This window comes from Streptomyces sp. NPDC031049 (assembly GCF_055571015.1).
The window spans coordinates 54627-71787 of the sequence record NZ_JBVIGC010000029.1; the positions used below are offsets into that span (position 1 = coordinate 54627).

14 protein-coding genes are annotated in these 17161 nt (G+C 73.4%); 4 read left to right on the forward strand and 10 right to left on the reverse strand.

The window, feature by feature from the left end; all coding sequences use genetic code 11:
- Positions 1 to 17: 17 nt before the first annotated feature.
- The 4 genes from ACZ45Q_RS32495 to ACZ45Q_RS32510 form a co-directional block, all read right to left on the reverse strand.
- Positions 18 to 1997, reverse strand: a complete 1980-nt coding sequence (locus ACZ45Q_RS32495; protein ID WP_468268228.1) for an alpha-ketoacid dehydrogenase subunit alpha/beta — start codon at positions 1995 to 1997, stop codon at positions 18 to 20.
- Between the two features lie 425 nt (positions 1998 to 2422).
- Complete coding sequence (locus tag ACZ45Q_RS32500; protein WP_468268266.1) at positions 2423 to 3253, reverse strand: AfsR/SARP family transcriptional regulator; 831 nt, start codon at positions 3251 to 3253, stop codon at positions 2423 to 2425.
- A 188-nt stretch (positions 3254 to 3441) separates the two neighbouring features.
- Positions 3442 to 4344, reverse strand: a complete 903-nt coding sequence (locus ACZ45Q_RS32505; RefSeq protein WP_468268230.1) for a N5-glutamine methyltransferase family protein — start codon at positions 4342 to 4344, stop codon at positions 3442 to 3444.
- The gene (locus ACZ45Q_RS32510; protein ID WP_468268233.1) at positions 4341 to 4655 is read right to left on the reverse strand and encodes a chorismate mutase family protein; all 315 of its coding nucleotides are present in this window, start codon (positions 4653 to 4655) and stop codon (positions 4341 to 4343) included. The genes ACZ45Q_RS32505 and ACZ45Q_RS32510 overlap by 4 nt, the downstream gene beginning before the upstream one ends.
- A gap of 294 nt (positions 4656 to 4949) precedes the next feature.
- Between ACZ45Q_RS32510 and ACZ45Q_RS32515 the strand changes: the two genes are divergently transcribed.
- Positions 4950 to 5873 carry a prephenate dehydrogenase/arogenate dehydrogenase family protein gene (locus tag ACZ45Q_RS32515; RefSeq protein WP_468268236.1) on the forward strand — a complete coding sequence of 308 codons (924 nt, stop codon included), beginning with the start codon at positions 4950 to 4952 and terminating at the stop codon, positions 5871 to 5873.
- Positions 5874 to 5979: 106 nt separating this feature from the next.
- Here the strand turns inward: ACZ45Q_RS32515 and pabB are convergent, their stop codons facing one another.
- The 3 genes from pabB to ACZ45Q_RS32530 form a co-directional block, all read right to left on the reverse strand.
- A complete protein-coding gene (pabB, locus tag ACZ45Q_RS32520) occupies positions 5980 to 8148 on the reverse strand; it encodes an aminodeoxychorismate synthase component I (RefSeq protein WP_468268239.1) in 2169 nt (722 codons plus the stop codon).
- A 15-nt stretch (positions 8149 to 8163) separates the two neighbouring features.
- Positions 8164 to 9378: a cytochrome P450 gene (locus ACZ45Q_RS32525; RefSeq protein WP_468268242.1), complete on the reverse strand. Its 1215-nt coding sequence runs from the start codon at positions 9376 to 9378 to the stop codon at positions 8164 to 8166.
- Between the two features lie 64 nt (positions 9379 to 9442).
- Positions 9443 to 10501 (reverse strand): ornithine cyclodeaminase family protein, encoded by a 1059-nt coding sequence (locus ACZ45Q_RS32530; RefSeq protein ID WP_468268245.1) that lies wholly within the window; start codon positions 10499 to 10501, stop codon positions 9443 to 9445.
- Positions 10502 to 10692: 191 nt separating this feature from the next.
- Here ACZ45Q_RS32530 and ACZ45Q_RS32535 point away from each other — a divergent pair, with 191 nt between their 5' ends.
- The 3 genes from ACZ45Q_RS32535 to ACZ45Q_RS32545 are packed head-to-tail and all read left to right on the forward strand — an operon-like array spanning position 10693 to position 13811.
- Positions 10693 to 12345, forward strand: coding sequence for a (2,3-dihydroxybenzoyl)adenylate synthase (locus tag ACZ45Q_RS32535; protein ID WP_468268248.1), 1653 nt, complete (start codon positions 10693 to 10695; stop codon positions 12343 to 12345).
- Positions 12342 to 13598: a DegT/DnrJ/EryC1/StrS family aminotransferase gene (locus ACZ45Q_RS32540; RefSeq protein WP_468268251.1), complete on the forward strand. Its 1257-nt coding sequence runs from the start codon at positions 12342 to 12344 to the stop codon at positions 13596 to 13598. The genes ACZ45Q_RS32535 and ACZ45Q_RS32540 overlap by 4 nt, the downstream gene beginning before the upstream one ends.
- A gap of 27 nt (positions 13599 to 13625) precedes the next feature.
- On the forward strand, positions 13626 to 13811 hold the full coding sequence (locus tag ACZ45Q_RS32545) for a tautomerase family protein (protein ID WP_468268254.1): 186 nt from the start codon (positions 13626 to 13628) through the stop codon (positions 13809 to 13811).
- A gap of 85 nt (positions 13812 to 13896) precedes the next feature.
- Here ACZ45Q_RS32545 and ACZ45Q_RS32550 read toward each other — a convergent pair whose 3' ends face one another.
- The 3 genes from ACZ45Q_RS32550 to ACZ45Q_RS32560 all read right to left on the reverse strand — a co-directional run.
- Entirely contained in the window at positions 13897 to 15432 is a 1536-nt protein-coding gene (locus ACZ45Q_RS32550) for an MFS transporter (protein ID WP_468268257.1), read from the reverse strand.
- 103 nt (positions 15433 to 15535) lie between these two features.
- A complete protein-coding gene (locus ACZ45Q_RS32555) occupies positions 15536 to 16261 on the reverse strand; it encodes a ScbR family autoregulator-binding transcription factor (protein ID WP_468268260.1) in 726 nt (241 codons plus the stop codon).
- A gap of 13 nt (positions 16262 to 16274) precedes the next feature.
- The coding region (locus ACZ45Q_RS32560; protein ID WP_468268263.1) for an acyl-CoA carboxylase subunit beta at positions 16275 to 17161 on the reverse strand (887 nt) is incomplete at its 5' end.

A 17161-nucleotide genomic window follows, 5' to 3' on the forward strand; every position in this document is an offset into this window, starting at 1 on the left:
CTTCGTCATGCGGGCCTTCACAGCAGTACGGAGCGGACGGCCGCCACCACGTCGTCCACGGCGGGCAGCACCGCCCGCTCCAGGTCGGGGTGGAAGGGCACGTGCACGTCCTCGCGGGTGACCAGCCGGGGCGGGGCCAGCAGGGCGTAGAACTCCTCGTCGCGGGAGAGGAGTTCGGTGACGAGACCGGCGCCGAAGCTGCTGGTGCGGTTGTCCTCCTGGACGACGACGAGCCGCCCGGTGCGGCGCAGCGAGGCGGCGACGGTCTCGCGGTCGAGCGGGACGAGCCAGCGCAGGTCGACGACGTCGCTCTCGACGCCCTCGGCGGCGAGCACCGAGGCGGCCTCCAGGGCGAGTTCGGTGCCGTTGCCCCAGGTGACGACGGTGACGTCGGTGCCGGTGCGCAGCGTCCGGGCGCCGCGCGCGGGCCAGGTCCGCTCGGCGGGTTCGCGGCGCCGGCGCATGAGGTGCTTGGGCAGCAGGACGAGGGTGGGGTCGTCGGCGGTGAACGAGTCGAGGAACGCGGCCTCGGTGTCCTCGGGCGTGGAGGGGACGACGACGCGCAGTCCGGGCAGGTGGGTGAAGAGGCTCTCGTTGCTCTGGCTGTGCCAGATGCCGCCGCCGGGGAGGTAGCCGCCCCAGGGCGCGTAGATGACGACGGGGCAGGTCCAGGCGGAGGCGGTGCGCCAGCGCAGGGTGGTCAGCTGGGCGGCGATCTGGTTCCAGGCGGGTCCGGCGAAGTCGACGAACTGGAGCTCGACGACGGGCCGCAGCCCGGCGGCGGCGAGGCCGACGGCGGCGCCGACGATGGTGGCCTCGGCCAGGGGCGAGTTGGTCATGCGCTCGCCGGCTATCTCGCCGAGGCCCTTGGTGAAGCCGAAGACGCCGCCCTTGGGGTCCTCGATGTCCTCGCCGAACAGGACGAGGCCGGGGTGGCGTTCGAGTCCGGTGGCCAGCGCCCGGTTGACGGCGGCGACCATGGTGCCGCCGCAGGGCCGGGTCGTGGCGGTCCCGGCCTGCTCGGCGGCGGGGGCGAAGAGGTGCTCGGCGACGGCCTTCGGGTCGGCGGAGGGCTCGGCCGCGACGCGGTCGTAGACCTCCTCCGTCTCGCGGGCGAGCCGCGCCCGGGTCCGGCTCAGCCAGTCCTCGTCGACGGCGTCCTCGTCCAGCAGCCGCCGGGCGAAGACCTCGACGGGGTCGCGCATCGCGGCGATGTCCTCGGCGCTGCGGTAGACGCGGTGATCGTCGGAGGAGGTGTGCGAGTCGAGCCGGTCCAGCCGGCACCACAGGACGACCGGCCCGCCGCCCCCGCGCAGCGTGCCGACGGCGGACTCGGCGGCGGCGTACACGGCGTCGGGGTCGGAGCCGTCCACGGTGCGGGTGTGTTCCTCGGGGAGCAGCCCGAGGGCGTGGGGTGACATGTCGGCGGTGGGCGTGGAGATGCCGTAGCCGTTGTCGGAGACCAGGAAAAGGACCGGCAGGGCCCGCTCCACCGCGAAGGCGAGTGCCTCGAAGAATTCTCCCTGCCGGGCGGAGGCGTCCCCGATCGAGCAGACGACGATGCTCTGTTCTTCCTTCAGCCGTGCGGCCCAGGCGGCGCCGACCGCCGGAAGGCATTGGCTGCCGGTGGGGCTCGCGATGGAGAACACGTTTCCGGCGCGGTGACTGAAATGGGCGCTCATGTTGCGGCCCGCCGAATGCGAGGCGGCCTTGGCCATGAGGTCCCGGGCCTGGGCCTCGGGGTCCATTCCGCGGGCGAGCATCAGCGTGCGGTCGCGGTAGTGGGGGAAGATCAGGTCCTCGGGTTCGAGCAGCTCGCACAGGGCGGCGAGCGCCTCGTGCCCGGCCGAGGAGATGTGGAACCATGCCTCGCCCTGGCGCAGCACGATGCCCGATCTGCGGTCGCACTCACGGGAGAGCAGCATCAGTTCGAGGAACTCGGTCCGCCGTTCGGCAGGTATCCCCGATATCCGGGATTCCTTCGTCCGATTCGTCACGTACGAATCCTGCCGCGCGGCGACCTGGAGGACATCGCCCGCAATGGCCAATTCCACGGCCGGTGTTTCCTGGCTCTCAGGAGGGAGTTCGCCCCGCGGGCCTACGGAGAAATGACCACCCGCCGCCTCGGGCGCCCCTCCTCGGACGGACCGGGAAAACGCGAAAAGGGGACCGCTCCCCGGGAACGACCGGGCCCGCGGCCGGAGCCGGGATCGTCCCGGCTCCGGCCGCGGGCCGTTTCCCGGTGGTGAGCGGGGCCGCGCGGTGCACGCCGTCGGGCGGGCGCGGGGTGGCGCCCGCCCGGGCCTCGGCCGGGATCACCCACCCGGGCCGGCGCCGGACCACCCCCGCCGCGCCCGCCCCGCCTCGGCCGGGGTCACCCCGCCGCGCCGCCGCCGGACCACCCGGCCGCGCCTGCGCCGGATCACCCCACCCGTGCCACGGCCGCCTGGCCGGCGGCCTCGGGGCCGCGGACGGCGGCGGCCTCCGGCTGGGCCATCAGGACCGAGCGCTGGAGCCGGCTGAGCGCGGCGGACGGCTCCAGTCCCAGTTCGCGCACGAGCGTGGTGCGCAGCCGCTGGTACACGCTGAGCGCCTCACCGCGCCGGCCGGAGCGGTGCAGGGCGACCATGAACTGGCCGTGCAGACTCTCGTGCAGCCGGTGTTTGTTGACCAGGACGGTCAGCTCCGACAGCAGCTCCCGGTGGCGGCCGAGCCGCAGATCGGCCTCGATGCGCTGGTCCAGCGCGCACAGCCGGGACTCCTCGAGGCGCTTGACCTCGAGCCCGATACGGCCGCCGGCGGTGACGTCGGCGAGCGCGGAGCCGGTCCACAGCGACAGGGCCTCGCGCAGCCGCCGCGCGGCGGTGGCGTAGTCGTCGGCGTCCATGGCCCGGTATCCGGCCCCGGCCTGCCGCTCGAACTCCCGGAAGTCGACCCGGCCGCCGCGGGTGTCCAGGCGGTAGCCGCCGGGGAGGGTGACCAGGATGTCCTTGGCCGTGACGCCGTGCTCACCGGCCTTCGCCAGCGCCTCGCCGATGAGCTCCCGCAGCTGGAGCACATACGTCTGAAGGGTGGTGCGCGCGCTGCGCGGCGGTTCGTCGTCCCACAGCTCCTCGATCAGGGAGGAGACCTGGACCACCCGGTCGGCGTGCAGGGCGAGCAGAGCCAGCACCTGGCGCGGCTTCGGGGCCGTCGGTGTGATCGAGATGCCGTGCTCGCGCGCCGACAGCGCGCCCAGTACTTCGATGTCCACTGCCTTCTCCCCCATCGATTCCATGCCGGTTGCGTGCAGGTCCATGCCGCGAGGGCCACCGCTGGGGCGCCTCATGGGCGGCCGACGGCGCTGACTCGAATACGATTAAAAAAACAGCACAGTCGGTTTGTCAATGGGAGAGGGGGTACGCTCGGCCACATGAGTCGGCGAGCGCACCCCGAACCGCGTCAGTCGCCCCGGAGCGGCACCGAGTTGCGGACCGCGACCAGCATGCCGTCGTTGCAGGTGGGACGGGACTCGGCCGTGCTCCAGCGCCCGGTACCGCCGAACAGCCGCGGCACCGACTCGAGTTGGTAGTGGCCGTGCTCGAGCAGCAGCACCCCGCCCGGGGCGAGCAGCCGGCTCGCCGTCCGCTCCATCGCCCGGATCATCGCCAGACCGCCCTCACCTGCCCAAAGAGCGAGCGGGGGGTCGTAGTTGAGGACTTCCGGAGTGCTGGTGCGCAGGCCGATCGGGATGTACGGCGGATTGGTCACGATCAGGTCGACGGTGCCGTCGAACTCCGGGAAGGCCTCGCACGCGTCCCCCTGGACGATGCGCGCACCGGTGCCGCGCGCGTTGCGTTCGGCAGCTCGCGCGGCGACCTGCGACAACTCCACTCCGTACACCCGCGCCTGGGGTACGCGACGCGCGATCGTCACCGCCATGGTGCCCGGACCCGCACACAGATCCACCACCAAAGGGGACGTTTCGCCCCTCGAAAGCAGACCGTGCAGTTTGTTTATTGCCTCGTCAACGATCTCCCGCGTCTCGGGCTTGGGCACGAACACCCCGGGCGCGAGTTCGAACCGGTGCCCCATGAACCAGGCGTGCCCGACGATGAGTTCGGCCGGTTCACGCGCCTCCCGCCGCCTGACGTACTCCTCGAAGACCGGCGGCACCGCGGCGGCCGGCGCCCCGTCGAGCGCCTCCGGTGCGACCCGGCAGGCGTGCGCCGCCAGCAGCCGGGCGTCGGCCCGCGCGGCGCCCTCCTCGATCCCCGCGGCGACGAGGCGGCGTACGGCCTCCTCCAGCGCGGCTCCCACCGTCCGGGCGCCCGTGCCGGCCTGCCGCGCGCCCGCGGCGGTCACGACGCCCTCCGCTCCGGGCCGCCGCCGGCGATCCACTCGTCCTCCAGGCGGCAGGTCTCCGCGATCACCACGTCGTACAGGCGGTGCAGGAACGCCGGGTCGATGCCGTGCTGCCGGCCGAACCGGGCGGCCCGGTCCTTCACGGTCGCGATGCGCTGCGGCTGCATCATCGGCACCCCGTGGACGCGCTTGTACTCGCCGATGCGCAGGCAGATCTCCAGCCGTTCGCGCACCGTTTCGAGCAGCACGGCGTCCACCGCGTCCAGTTGCTCGCGCAGGGCGGGCAGTTCGTCTCGGCTCTTCGAGGACATGTCGGCTCCTTCCAAGCGGCGACAGGGACTCCACGACGACCGGCAGTCGGTCGGAACGAGAAGCAGTTGGTGACAACGACAAGCAGTTCGCAGGACGAAGGGACCGCCACAGCCATGGCTGACGCACACGCACCGAGCACGCCCTCGCCCTCGGGTCGGGCCCCGGAATCGGCCCGAGCCCCGAAACCGGTCCTGGACCCGAACCCGGCGCGGGACCCGAACCCGGCGCGGGACCCGAACCCGGCCCGGGGACCGAAACCGGCCCCGGACCCGAAACCGGCCCAAGACCCAAAGGTGGCCCGGGACCGGGAACCGGCCGCGGACCCGTCGGCCCCGCCCTTCGCCCGCTGTGTCGTGGCCGGCGCCCGCGGCGGCGTGGGCGGCATGTTCACCGGCCTGCTGCTGCGCTCGGGCGCCGAGGTGACCCGGGTCGACCTCACGGCCGCCCAGGAGGGCGGGCCCGGACCGATGGACGTCACGGACGACATCCGCGCGCCGGGCCCCGTCACCGCACGGGCGGTCGCGGACGCCGACCTGGTCCTGCTGGCGGTGCCGGAGCAGGTGGCGCTCGACGCGGTGGCACCGCTGGCCGGGCTGATGCGGCCCGGCGCGCTGCTCGCCGACACCCTGTCGGTCAAGAGCCGGATGGCGGACCGGCTGCGGGTGGCCGCGCCGCACGTGCAGGCGGTGGGCGTCAACCCGATGTTCGCGCCGTCGCTGGCGCTGCCCGGACGGCCGGTCGCCGCGGTCCCGGTCACCGACGGCCCCGCGGCGCGCGCGTTCCTGGAGCTGATCGCCGGATGGGGCGGCAGGGTGGTGGAGCTGGAGCCCGGCGAGCACGACACGCTGACGGCCGTCCAGCAGGCCGCCACCCACGCGGCGGTGCTGTCCTTCGGGCTGGCCCTCGCCGAACTGCGGCCCGACATGACCGCCCTGCGCGCCTCCGCGCCGCCGCCGCACCGCACCCTGCTGATGCTGCTGGCGCGGATCGCCTCCGGCTCCCCCGAGGTCTACTGGGACGTCCAGGCGGGCAACCCGCACGCCGACGCCGCCCGCCGGGCGCTGGGCCGCGGCCTGGAACGCATCGGCCGCGCCGTCGCCGACGGGGACGAGGCGGCCTTCGAGACGCTGGTGGAGGAGGTGCGCACCGCCCTCGGCGATCCGCACCGGGAGGAACTCGCGCAAGGCTGCGCGGACCTGTTCACGGCCCTGCCCTGACCACCGGCACCCGGCACCGCCCGCACGCAGACCACCGGCGCCCCGGCCGCTCCCGCGCGGGCCGGCCCGCAGCCCCCCGCCCGGCCTCACCGCGCGCTGCCCGACGTCACCGCACGCTGCCTGCCAGCAGGGCGCGGTCCCCGGCGGCGGGGGCCAGGGCGCGGGCCTGGCGCAGCGCACGCAGCGTCGTGCGGGCCTTGAGCAGCATCTCCCGGACCTCCTCGTCCGGGTCGGACAGGGCGACGACCGCGCCGCCCACCCCGATCGTGGCGGCGTCGGCGGTGGCGACGACGGTGCGGATGACGATGCTGAGGTCCACCGCCCCGCTCAGCGCGAAGTAGCCGAGGGCACCGGAGTAGACGCCGCGCGGCCCGGCCTCCAGCCGGTCGATGAACTGCATGGTGCGCACCTTGGGGGCGCCGGTCATCGACCCCCCGGGGAACGCGGCCCGCACGGCCGCGGGCCGGGACACCCCGGGTGCGAGCCTGGCCCGTACGGTGCTGACCAGCTGGTGCACGGTGGCGTAGGACTCCACCTCGAACAGGCCGGGGACGTGCACGCTGCCGATCTCGCTGACCTGCCCGAGGTCGTTGCGGACGAGGTCGACGATCATCAGGTTCTCGGAGCGGTCCTTCTCGGCGGCGGCCAGGGCGCCGGCGATGGCCGCGTCCTCGGCCGGGGTCGCCCCCCGTGGCCGGGTGCCCTTGATCGGCTTGGACTCGGCGGTGCCGGCCGCGTCGATGCGCACGAACCGCTCCGGGGAGGAGCTGAGCACGGCCCCCGAGGGCAGGTCCAGGTAGGCGGCGTACGGGGCGGGGCTGATGGCGCGCAGCGCCCGGTAGGCGACGAGCGGGTCGGTCCGGCCGGGCACCCGCAGCATGTTGGTCAGGCACACCTCGTAGGTCTCGCCGTCGCCGATGAGCCGCTGGCAGGTGCGCACCAGTTCCCGGTACTCGGCGACGTCGTGCCGGTACTCCACCTCCAGCGGCGGCAGTTCGTCGTCGGGGAGCAGCGTGAACGGCGGGCGCGGGGCGGTGGCGGCCAGAGTGGCCGCGGCCCGGCCGAGCCACTCCTCGGCGTCGCGGGCGGTCTCCGGGCGGCCGGCGCTGCTGAGGGCGAGCAGCCAGGCGCGGTGCCCGGCGTGGTCGACGGCGAGCATCCGGTCGGCGAACACGAAGGCGCCGTCGGGCAGTTCGGCGCTGTGGGCGAGGTCGCCGCCGCAGTCGGCCTTCGTCTCGTAGCCGAGGTAGCCGACGTAGCCGAGGTTGAACTCGAAGGGCAGACCGGTCGCGGGGGTGCGGCGGGCCGCCAGTTCCTCCTCCAGGTACGCGAAGAGGGTGCCGGACCTGCGGCGCAGGGGCACGCCGTGCCGGTCGGTGACGGTGACGAGGCGCTCGGCCACGTCGTAGCCGACGATCTCGCCGAGCGGCCCGGCGGGGGCGCCGAGGAAGCTGAACCGCGACAGGCCCTCCTCGACGCGGCTGCTGTCCAGCCAGAACCGCCCCGCGGTGCCGTCGAAGAGCGCGTCGAACGCGGCGTCGGTGTCGGGTACGGCCCCCAGCTGCCGTACGTGCAGCCGCAGCTCGCCGGCCCCGTCGCCGTGCCGTCCGGCCGGGCCGGCGGGGTCCGGTGCGGGCGGGACGGGCGGCGCGGCGGGCACCTCGACGCCGAACGGCGCCTCGCCCCGGGCCCGCAGCGTCAGGTCGCGGAAGTTGGCCAGCATGCGGCGGCCGTACTCGCTGCTGATGGACTCCGGGTGGAACTGCACGCCCCAGCGGGGCAGCTCCCGGTGGCGTACGGCCATCAGCAGTCCGTCGGCGGTGTGCGCGGTCGGCTCCAGCCGGGCGGGCAGTTCGTGGACCAGCAGCGAGTGGTAGCGGACCACGCGGTAGGGCGAGGGGATGCCCGCGAACAGTTCGCGGCCGTCGTGCAGGATCTCGCTGGTGCGGCCGTGCACCGGTTCCGGCGCGTGACCGACGCTGCCGCCGCCGAGCAGGCACAGCGCCTGGTGGCCCAGGCACACCCCGAGCAGCGGCAGGTCCCACTCCTCGATGACGCGGCGGCTCAGTCCGAGGTCCTTGGGGACGGCCGGGTCTCCGGGGCCGGGCGAGACGACCACGTTGTCGAAGTCGTCGGGCGACAGGGCGGCCCACCCCTCGTGGTCGTCGTGCCGGAGCACGACGGGGGCGGTCGCGTTCACCTCGGCCAGCATCTGGAAGAGGTTGTAGGTGAACGAGTCGTAGTTGTCGATCAGCAGGGTTCGCACGGTGCGCATGACCGCTCCCTCGGTTCAGCCGCGCCGAACGGTCAGCGGCAGGTTCCGCACGCCGAACAGTCCGTCTCGGTGGTAGCGCAGGTGCGCGCCGGGCGTGATCCGCACCTCGGCGAACCGGTCCAGGAGCGCCTCCAGCGCGATCCGGCCCTCCAGACGGGCGAGCGGCGCGCCCAGGCAGTAGTGGATGCCGTGGCCGAAGGCGGTCTGCTGGTTCTTCGGTCCACGGTCGGGGCGGAAGGTCTCCGGGTCGTCGAAGACCCGCTCGTCGTGGTTGGCGGAGACGATGGAGGGGACGACCATCCGCCCGGCGGGGATGGCGACGCCGGCCACCTCGGTGTCCCGGGTGGTCACCCGGGCCATGACGGTGATCGGCGGGCGCAGCCGCATCACCTCCTCGATCACCGCGGGGATCACGGTCCGGTCGGCCCGCACCTTCTCCCACAGCCCCGGGTTCTCCTCCAGGCACAGCACGACGTTGCCCAGGAGCATGGAGGTGGAGACGTGGCCGGCCATCAGCAGCAGCCCGCCGAACTCCACGATCTGCCGGTCGGTCAGCTTCTCGCCCTCGACCTCCGCTGCGACGAGCTTGGAGATCAGGTCGTCGCCGGGGCGGCGCCTGCGGTCCTCGACGTGCCCGAGCAGGTACTCGTGCATCGCCTTCAGCGGTTCCTTGACGAGCGTGTCGTACTCCTCGCCCGCGTCGTCGCCGAACTGGAGGTCCGAGGGGTCCTGGATCTGCATCGACAGCATCCGGTCCGACCAGGTGCGGAACAGCGTGCGGTCCTCGGCGGGCACGCCGAGCAGCTCGGCGATGACGATCACCGGCAGCGGGTAGGCGAAGTCGGAGACCAGGTCGAAGGTGTCCCCCTCGACACCGTCGAGGAGCCGCCCGGCCACCTCGGTCACCCGCGGTTCGAGGTCGGCGACCGTGCGCGGGGTGAACGCCTGGCTGACCAGGCGGCGCAGCGTGCGGTGCAGCGGCGGGTCGATGACCGACAGGATCTCCTCGGTCAGCGCCTCGGAGTCGGGCCGCAGCCGGTGCAGCTCGGAGGAGAAGACGGCCGGGTCGGAGGACACGGCGAGCACGTCGGCGTGCCGGAAGACGTGGAACACCCCGTACTCGTCCTGGTGGACGGGGTGTCGGTCGCGCATGGTCCGCAGCCATGAGAAGAGGGCGCGCCCACCGTCCTCGACGGTGGGCCGGGGGGCCGGCGAGTTCTGGGTCGCCATCAAGGTCTCCTTCACGGGTGTTTCCGGGCCGGTGCGGTACCGGGTGGGGGGTCCGGACGTCCGGTCACAGGGACGCCGCGGCGGGCGCCGGCTGCAAGGCGTAGGGGTCGAGGGCGTCGGCCGGGTGGTGCTCGATGCTCAGCCGCGATCCCAGTCCGTGCTCCGCGGCCACCTCGAGGAACACCTCCATGGCGAGGGCGTCCTCCAGTGCGAAGCCGGTGGAGTCGAACACCGTCGGCCCCTCCCGGTGGGCCGCGGCCCGCTCGGGGTCGGCGACCAGCTCGGCCAGGCCCGTCACCGGGTCGGCGGGGCCGAGCCGCTGGCACTCGCCCTCGCGGCGGGCCTGCTCGGGGTGGTCGGCGACGGTGAAGGCCCCGCGCAGCCAGGTCGGCGGCAGCTCGGTCTTGCCCACCAGGTCCGCCCCGACGGCGTTGACGTGCAGGTGCTCGCGGTGGGCGGTGTCGGGCAGCACGGGGCCGGCGCCCACGGCGACGGACGTGGCGGTGGAGACGATGTCGGCGTCGGCGGCGATCCGGGTGGGGTCGGCCACCTCCACGGGGACGCCGGTGAACGCGGCACGGCGCGCGAAGCTCTCCAGGTGGGCCGGGTCGGTGTCCCACACCAGGGCCCGCTCCAGGGGGAACACCAGCGACAGGGCGTGCAGCTGGGTGACGGCCTGCGCGCCGGCGCCGACCAGGCCGAGGGTGCGGCTGTCGGGCCGGGCCAGCAGCCGGCTGGCGACGGCGGAGGCGGCACCGGTGCGCACGGCGGTGAGCAGCACGCCGTCCATCAGGGCGGTGAGGGCGCCGGTGGTGTCGTCGTAGCGGGCGACCGTGCCGATGATCGTCGGCAGGGAGAACCGTGCGGGGTTGCCGGGGCTGTAGGCGACGGTCTTGATGGTGATGCTGTCGCCCGGGTCGCGGTGCGGCATCCACTCCAGGATGCCGGGCACCGGCTCGCTGCGTTCGAAGCCGCCGCGCAGCGGCGACAGTTCGCGCCGCCCGTGCCCGATGTCCGCGAGGCCCTCGGTGAGCCGGTCGACGACCCGTTCCATCAGCGCGTCCCGCCCGACGAGTTCCATCACCGCCGCCACGTCCCGGCGGTCCAGGATCCAGGTCTCCATTCGGGCACTCCCTCGCACGAGCCGCTTGTCGTCGGGGCCCGGCCGGGCCCTGACGGCATCCTGTCCGGCCGGGCTGACGCAGGGCTGATCGACGCCTGACGGGCGGCCGGCCCGCGGCGGTGCCACATCAGCGGCGTGTCAACGGCCCTGGGAACACTGGGCCGGGACGCGAGCAGAGGGAAGGAACAACGATGCTGGACGGATGCGTTCCCTGGCCCGACGAGGTGTCCGCGCGGTATCGCGAGGCCGGGTACTGGCGCGGTGAGACGCTCGGCCGACTGCTGCGGCGGTGGGCCGAGGCGTACGGCGACCGCACGGCCCTGGTCGACGCCGGCGGCACGCGCCGCATCGGCTACCGCGAGCTGGACGAGTGGTGCGACCGGCTCGCCGCCGGGTTCGCCGCCCACGGCCTCGGCCCCGGCGACCGGGTCCTGGTGCAGCTGCCCAACACCCCGGACTTCGTCGCGGTCTGCTTCGCGCTGTTCCGCCTCGGCGCGCTGCCCGTGTTCTGTCTGCCGGCCTACCGCCACAACGAGCTGCGGCACCTGGTGGAGCTGTCGGGCGCCACCGCCTGCGTCGTCCCCGACACCCACAACGGCTTCGACCACCGCGACCTGGTCCGGGACGTGCGCGAACAGTTCCCCCGGATCGCCCAGGTGTTCGTGGCGGGTGAGCCCGCGCACGGCTTCACGGCCCTCGCCGACGTGCCCGCCGACCCGGTCGAGCTGCCCGAGCCGGACGCCGCCGACGTGGCGTTCTTCCTGCTGTCGGGCGGGACGACCGCGCTGCCGAAGCTGATCCCGCGCACCCACGACGACTACGCGTACCAGACGCGGATCACCGCCGAGATCTGCGGCCTGGACGAGGACACCGTGTATCTGGCGGTGCTGCCGGTGGAGTTCAACTTCCCCTGGGGCTGTCCCGGCATCATCGGCACGCTCGCCGCCGGCGGCCGGGTGGTCTTCGCCGAGACCCCGCAGCCGCTGCACTGCTTCCCGCTGATCGAGCGGGAGCGGGTGACGTTCAGCTCGGTGATCCCCACCATCGTGCACCTGTGGCTGGCGGCGGCCGAGGAGGGCCACGGTCACGACCTGAGCAGCCTGGACGTCCTCCAGGTGGGCAGCGCCAAGCTCCACCCGGAGGTCGCCGAACGCATCGGGCCCACGCTCGGCGTGCGCCTCCAGCAGGTCTTCGGGATGGCCGAGGGCCTGCTCACCTTCACCCGCTACGACGACGACCCCGAGACGGTGCTGACCACGCAGGGCCGGCCGGTCTCCCCCGCCGACGAGATCCGCGTGGTCGGCCCCGACGACCGGGAGGTGGCCCCCGGCGAGACGGGTGAGCTGCTCACCCGCGGCCCGTACACGCTGCGCGGCTACTACCGGGCGCCGGAGCACAACGCGCGTGCCTTCACCGCCGACGGCTTCTACCGCAGCGGCGACCTGGTGCGCCGCACCCCCACCGGGGAGATCGTGGTCGAGGGCCGGGTCAAGGACGTCGTCGTCCGCGGCGGCGACAAGGTGTCCGCCACGGAGGTCGAGGGGCATCTGACCGCGCACCCGGACGTGCAGCAGGCGGCCGTCGTGCCGATGCCCGATCCGGTCCTCGGCGAGAAGATCTGCGCCTGCGTCATCGCCGCGCCGGGCCGCCCCGCGCCGAGGCTTCCGGTGCTCCGCGCCCATCTGCGCTCACGCGGACTGGCCGCCTACAAGCTTCCCGACCGCGTCGAAGTGGTCGGCTCGTTCCCGCTGACGGGACTGAACAAGGTCGACAAGAAGGCCCTGGCGGCCCGTGTCGCCGAGCGGCTCGCCGGTGCGGCGGCCCCGGACCGGGGAGCCGCATGAGCACCCTGACCGCGAAGAACGGCCAGTACGCCGTGCCGTTCGCCCGCCGTGGCTCCGTCGTCGGCGCGGCCGATCTGGCCGCGCTCACCGAACTCGTCGGCTCCGAGGGCCCGTTGACGTCGGGTGTGTGGCGGGACCGGTTCGAGGAACGGTTCCGCCGCTGGTGCGGGGCGCGGCACGCGCTCAGCACCACCAGCGGCACGGTCGCCCTGGAGCTGGCGATCCGGCTGCTCGACCTGGCGCCCGGCGACGAGGTGATCGCCACCCCGCAGACCTTCCAGGCGACGGTGCAGCCGCTGCTCGACCACGACGTGCGGGTCCGCTTCTGCGACATCGACCCCGACACCCTGAACCTCGACCCGGACGCCCTGGCCGCCCTGGTCACCGACCGCACCCGGGCGGTGCTGCTGGTCCACTACGGCGGCAACCCCGCCGACATGGACCGCATCATGGCCGTCACCCGGCCGCGTGGCATCACGGTCGTCGAGGACAGCGCCCACGCCATCGGCGCCCTGTACCGGGGCCGCCGCCCGGGCGCGCTGGCCGACATCGGCTGCTTCAGCTTCCACTCCACCAAGAACCTCACCACGCTCGGCGAGGGCGGGATGATCACCTTGTCCCGTGACGACTGGGCCGAGCGCGTGGGCCGGATCCGCGACAACGAGGTCGACGGCGTCTACGTGCCGCGCACCGGCGGAGCGGACCGGCCGGCGCTGCTGCCGTGGATGAAGTTCGCCGACGGCGTCTACCGGCACACCGCCGTCGGCATCCGCGGCGCCGGCACCAACGCCACCATGTCGGAGGCCGCGGCGGCCGTGGGCCTGGTGCAGATGGACTCCCTGGACCGGTTCGTCGAGCGCCGCACCCGGATCGCGGCGCTCCTGGACGAGGCGGTGTCCGCCTTCCCCGGGGTGCGCCTGCACCGCGCGGCACCCGACAGCCGCCACGCCTACCACCTGTACACGTTCTTCCTCACCGGCGGCCGGGAGGTGCGCGAGCGATTCGTCCGCGCCCTGGACCGCCTGGGTGTGGAGGTCCAGCTGCGCTACTTCCCGCTGCACCTCTCCCCCGAGTGGCGGCTGCGCGGCCACCGCCGCGGGGAGTGTCCGCGCGCGGAGCACATCTGGTTCGAGGAGCACATGAACCTGCCCTGCCACCCCGGGCTGACCGACGCACAGGTCGACCACATGGTCACCGCCGTGCGCCGGGCCCTGCGGGAGGCCTACGACGAACTGGCCACCGTGCCCGCGTGACCGCCCCTGCTCCGGAAAGGCAGACGCATGCCGTTCATCGACGTGAAGATCTACGACCGCCGGCTCACCGAGGACACCGAGCGGGCCCTGATCGAGGGTCTGACCCGGGCCGTGGTGGACGTCCTCGGCGAGGACGCCCGCGAGCAGACCTGGGTCGCCCTGACGGGCGTCGCCCCGCAGCGCTGGGGCATCGGCGGCGTACCGGGCCAGTAGCACCGCCCCGCCAGGCCGTACGGGCGGTGGCCGTCACCGGGTGACGGCCACCGCCCGCCGCGTACGCGGAAGGGCGCGGGTCCGCCTAGGCGGGCCGCCCCGCACCGGCCTCCGCGCCGGCACCGGCCGCGTCGGCCTGGTCCCGGGCCTCCGCCCGGTCGGCGCGGGCCAGCAGCATCGCCGCCAGCAGTCCGCCGACGAACACAGCTCCGGCACCGATGAGCTGGCTGGTGCTCACCGCGTCCGCGAAGGCGTCGTTCACGTCGGCGACCAGCCGCGGGGTGTCCGCGTCCCGCAGGGCCTCGGCCAGGGAGCCGGACGCGCCGATCGTCTCGGGCAGCAGCTGGGCGAAGCGCGCGCCGAGCACGGCACCCAGGATCGCCACGCCGAGGCCGCCGCCGAACTCGGTCAGCGTGCCCTGGACGCCCGCGCCGACGCCCGCCTTCGCCGGCGGGATCGACGACATGATCGCCGTCGCCATGGCGGGCATGGCCAGCGCGATGCCGCAGCCCATCAGCAGCAGCCCGCCGAACATGCCGCCGTAGCCGGCCCGGTCCTCGGAACCGAGCACGGCCACCGCGGTCAGACCGGCCGCGAGCAGCGTCATCCCGACCGCGATACTGCGCGCCGCGCCCAGCTTCACCAGCAGTTTGGCGCCGATCCCGGCGAAGTTGAGACAGACGATGGTCAGGGCCAGCGGCGCCGTGCGCAGACCGGCCTGGAGTGCGTCGTAGCCGAGGACGAGCTGGAGGTGCTGGGTCAGCAGGAACAGCGAACCGGCCATGCCGAAGGCGACGAGCAGTCCGCCCGCGATGGCGCCGTTGAAGCGCCGGTTGCGGAAGAAGGACATGTCCAGCATCGGGTAGGGCACGCGCAGTTCCCAGCGGACGAAGGCGAACAGCGCGAGCAGGCCGACCACCGCGGGCAGCAGCACGTCGAACGAGGTCCAGCCGTGCTCGGGCCCGGAGATGATGGCGTACACCACGCCGACCATGCCCAGCGTGGACAGCACCGCGCCGACGAGGTCGGGCCGGTCACCCTCGGGGTTCTTCGTCTCGGGGATCAGCACGGACACGGCGGCCAGGCCGATCAGCGCGACGGGGATGTTGATGAGGAAGATCGAGCCCCACCAGAAGTGGTCGAGCAGGAAGCCGCCGAGCAGCGGGCCGGCGGCGAAGCCGAGCGAACTGACCGCTCCCCACAGGGCGATGGCCTTCGGCCGCTCCTCGTCGTCGAAGATCTGCATGATGACGGCGAGGGTCGTGGTGGCCAGCAGCGCGCCGCCGATGCCCATGCCGGCGCGGGCGGCGATGAGTTGTCCGGAGCTCTGGGCGAAGGCGGCCGCGGTGGAGCCGATCCCGAACAGGACCAGGCCCGTCATCAGCATCAGCTTGCGGCCGTAGCGGTCGGCGACGCTGCCCGCGGTGAGCAGCAGGCCGGACTGGACCAGGGCGTAGGCGTTGATCATCCACTGGACGTCGGCCGTGGTGGCGCCCAGGTCCTCGGTGAGCACCGGGATCGCGACGTTGAGGACGGTGTTGTCGAGCAGGACGACCAGCTGCGCGAGGCAGATCACCCCGAGGATGACCCAGCGCCGCGGATCTCGCTCGGTGGGGGGCACTGACGGCTGGGTGCGTTGCAAGAGATGTCTCCTGGGGGGGTAGGGGGCCCGCTGGTCTCCGGAAGAGCACGCCACCGGCCGGGCCCCGGGCTGGTTGGTGTGGTTACGGGGCCGTGCCGCCCCGGTCCTTGCCCGAGGCTCCCGCCGCCCGGACGGGCCCGGTCGCCTGGTCCGGCCGGGCCCCGTCCGCCTCGGGGGCGCGGGAGGAGGGGACGAGGGTGCGGCTGCCGGCCGCGACGACGTCGCCGAGCACGGAGGCGGCGGCAAGTCGCGGCAGCAGCAGCTGCCAGAACCTGGTGATCGTGCGCTCCGAGAGCCACTGCGGGTCCTGCGTGCCCAGCACTTCGAAGCCCGTGGTCGCCGCCACCACGGAGGCCGCCACCGCTTCCGGGCTGACCGCGTTGAGCACGCCCTCGCCGTCGGCGCGCTTCAGTGTCGCCTCGACCCACTGGTGCCACTGCTGGTACAGGTCCCGGCTGCCCTCGCGGACCTGGTCGCGGCTCAGTTCGAAGCCGGCGCGCAGCACCACGTCGCCGGTGAGCCGGCGCGCCAGGTCGTGCGAGGCGTTCACCAGCAGTTGCAGAGCGTTGCCGGTGGTGCCCTCGTGGACGGTGACGAGGTGGTCGAGCCGTTCCGCCGCGGCGTCCTCCACCGAGTCGGCCAGTGCGGCCTTGCTCGCGAAGTGGAAGTGGAGCGCTCCGTTGCTCACTCCGGCCAGCGAGCTGATCGCACTGAGCGAGGCCACGCTGAAGCCGTCACGGTCGAAGACCGTGGCGGCCGACTTGATCAGCGCCTCGCGGGTCCGCAGCGCTCGTTCCTGTTTGACCATTCAGGGTGCTCCGTTATTGCGGCGGGTTGCCGTGTTTGCGGGAAGGCAGGTCGGCGTGCTTGGTGCGGAGCATCGCCAGGGACTTGACGAGCACCTCGCGGGTCTCGGCGGGGTCGATGACGTCGTCGACGAGGCCGCGTTCGGCCGCGTAGTACGGGTGCATCAGCTCCGCCTTGTACTCCTTGACCATCTTCTGCCGCATCGCCTCGGGGTCCTCGGCCTCGGCGATCCGGCGGCGGAAGATGACGTTGGCGGCGCCCTCCGCTCCCATCACGGCGATCTCGTTCGTCGGCCAGGCGTACGTCAGGTCCGCGCCGATGGACTGGGAGTCCATGACGATGTAGGCGCCGCCGTAGGCCTTGCGCAGGATCAGCGAGATGCGGGGGACGGTGGCGTTGCAGTACGCGTACAGCAGCTTCGCGCCGTGCCGGATGATCCCGCCGTGCTCCTGGTCCACACCCGGCAAGAACCCCGGAACGTCCAGGAAGGTGACGATCGGGATGTTGAACGCGTCGCACATCTGGACAAACCGAGCGGCCTTTTCCGAGGCCTCGATGTCGAGGACGCCGGCCAGGGTCTGCGGCTGGTTGGCGACGATGCCGACCACACGCCCGTCGAGGCGGGCCAGCGCGCAGATGATGTTCCGCGCCCAGCGCTCGTGGACCTCGAGGTACTCGCCGTCGTCGACGACCTCCTCGATGACCCTGGCCATGTCGTAGGGCCGGTTGCCGTCCGCCGGGACCAGGTCCAGCAGCACGTCGGAACGGCGGCTCTGCGGGTCCGTGCAGGGAACGGCGGGCGGAAACTCCCGGTTGTTCTGCGGGAGGAGGGAGAGCAGGTAGCGGACCTCGGCGAGGCAGGTCTCCTCGTCGTCGTAGGCGAAGTGACACACACCGGAGG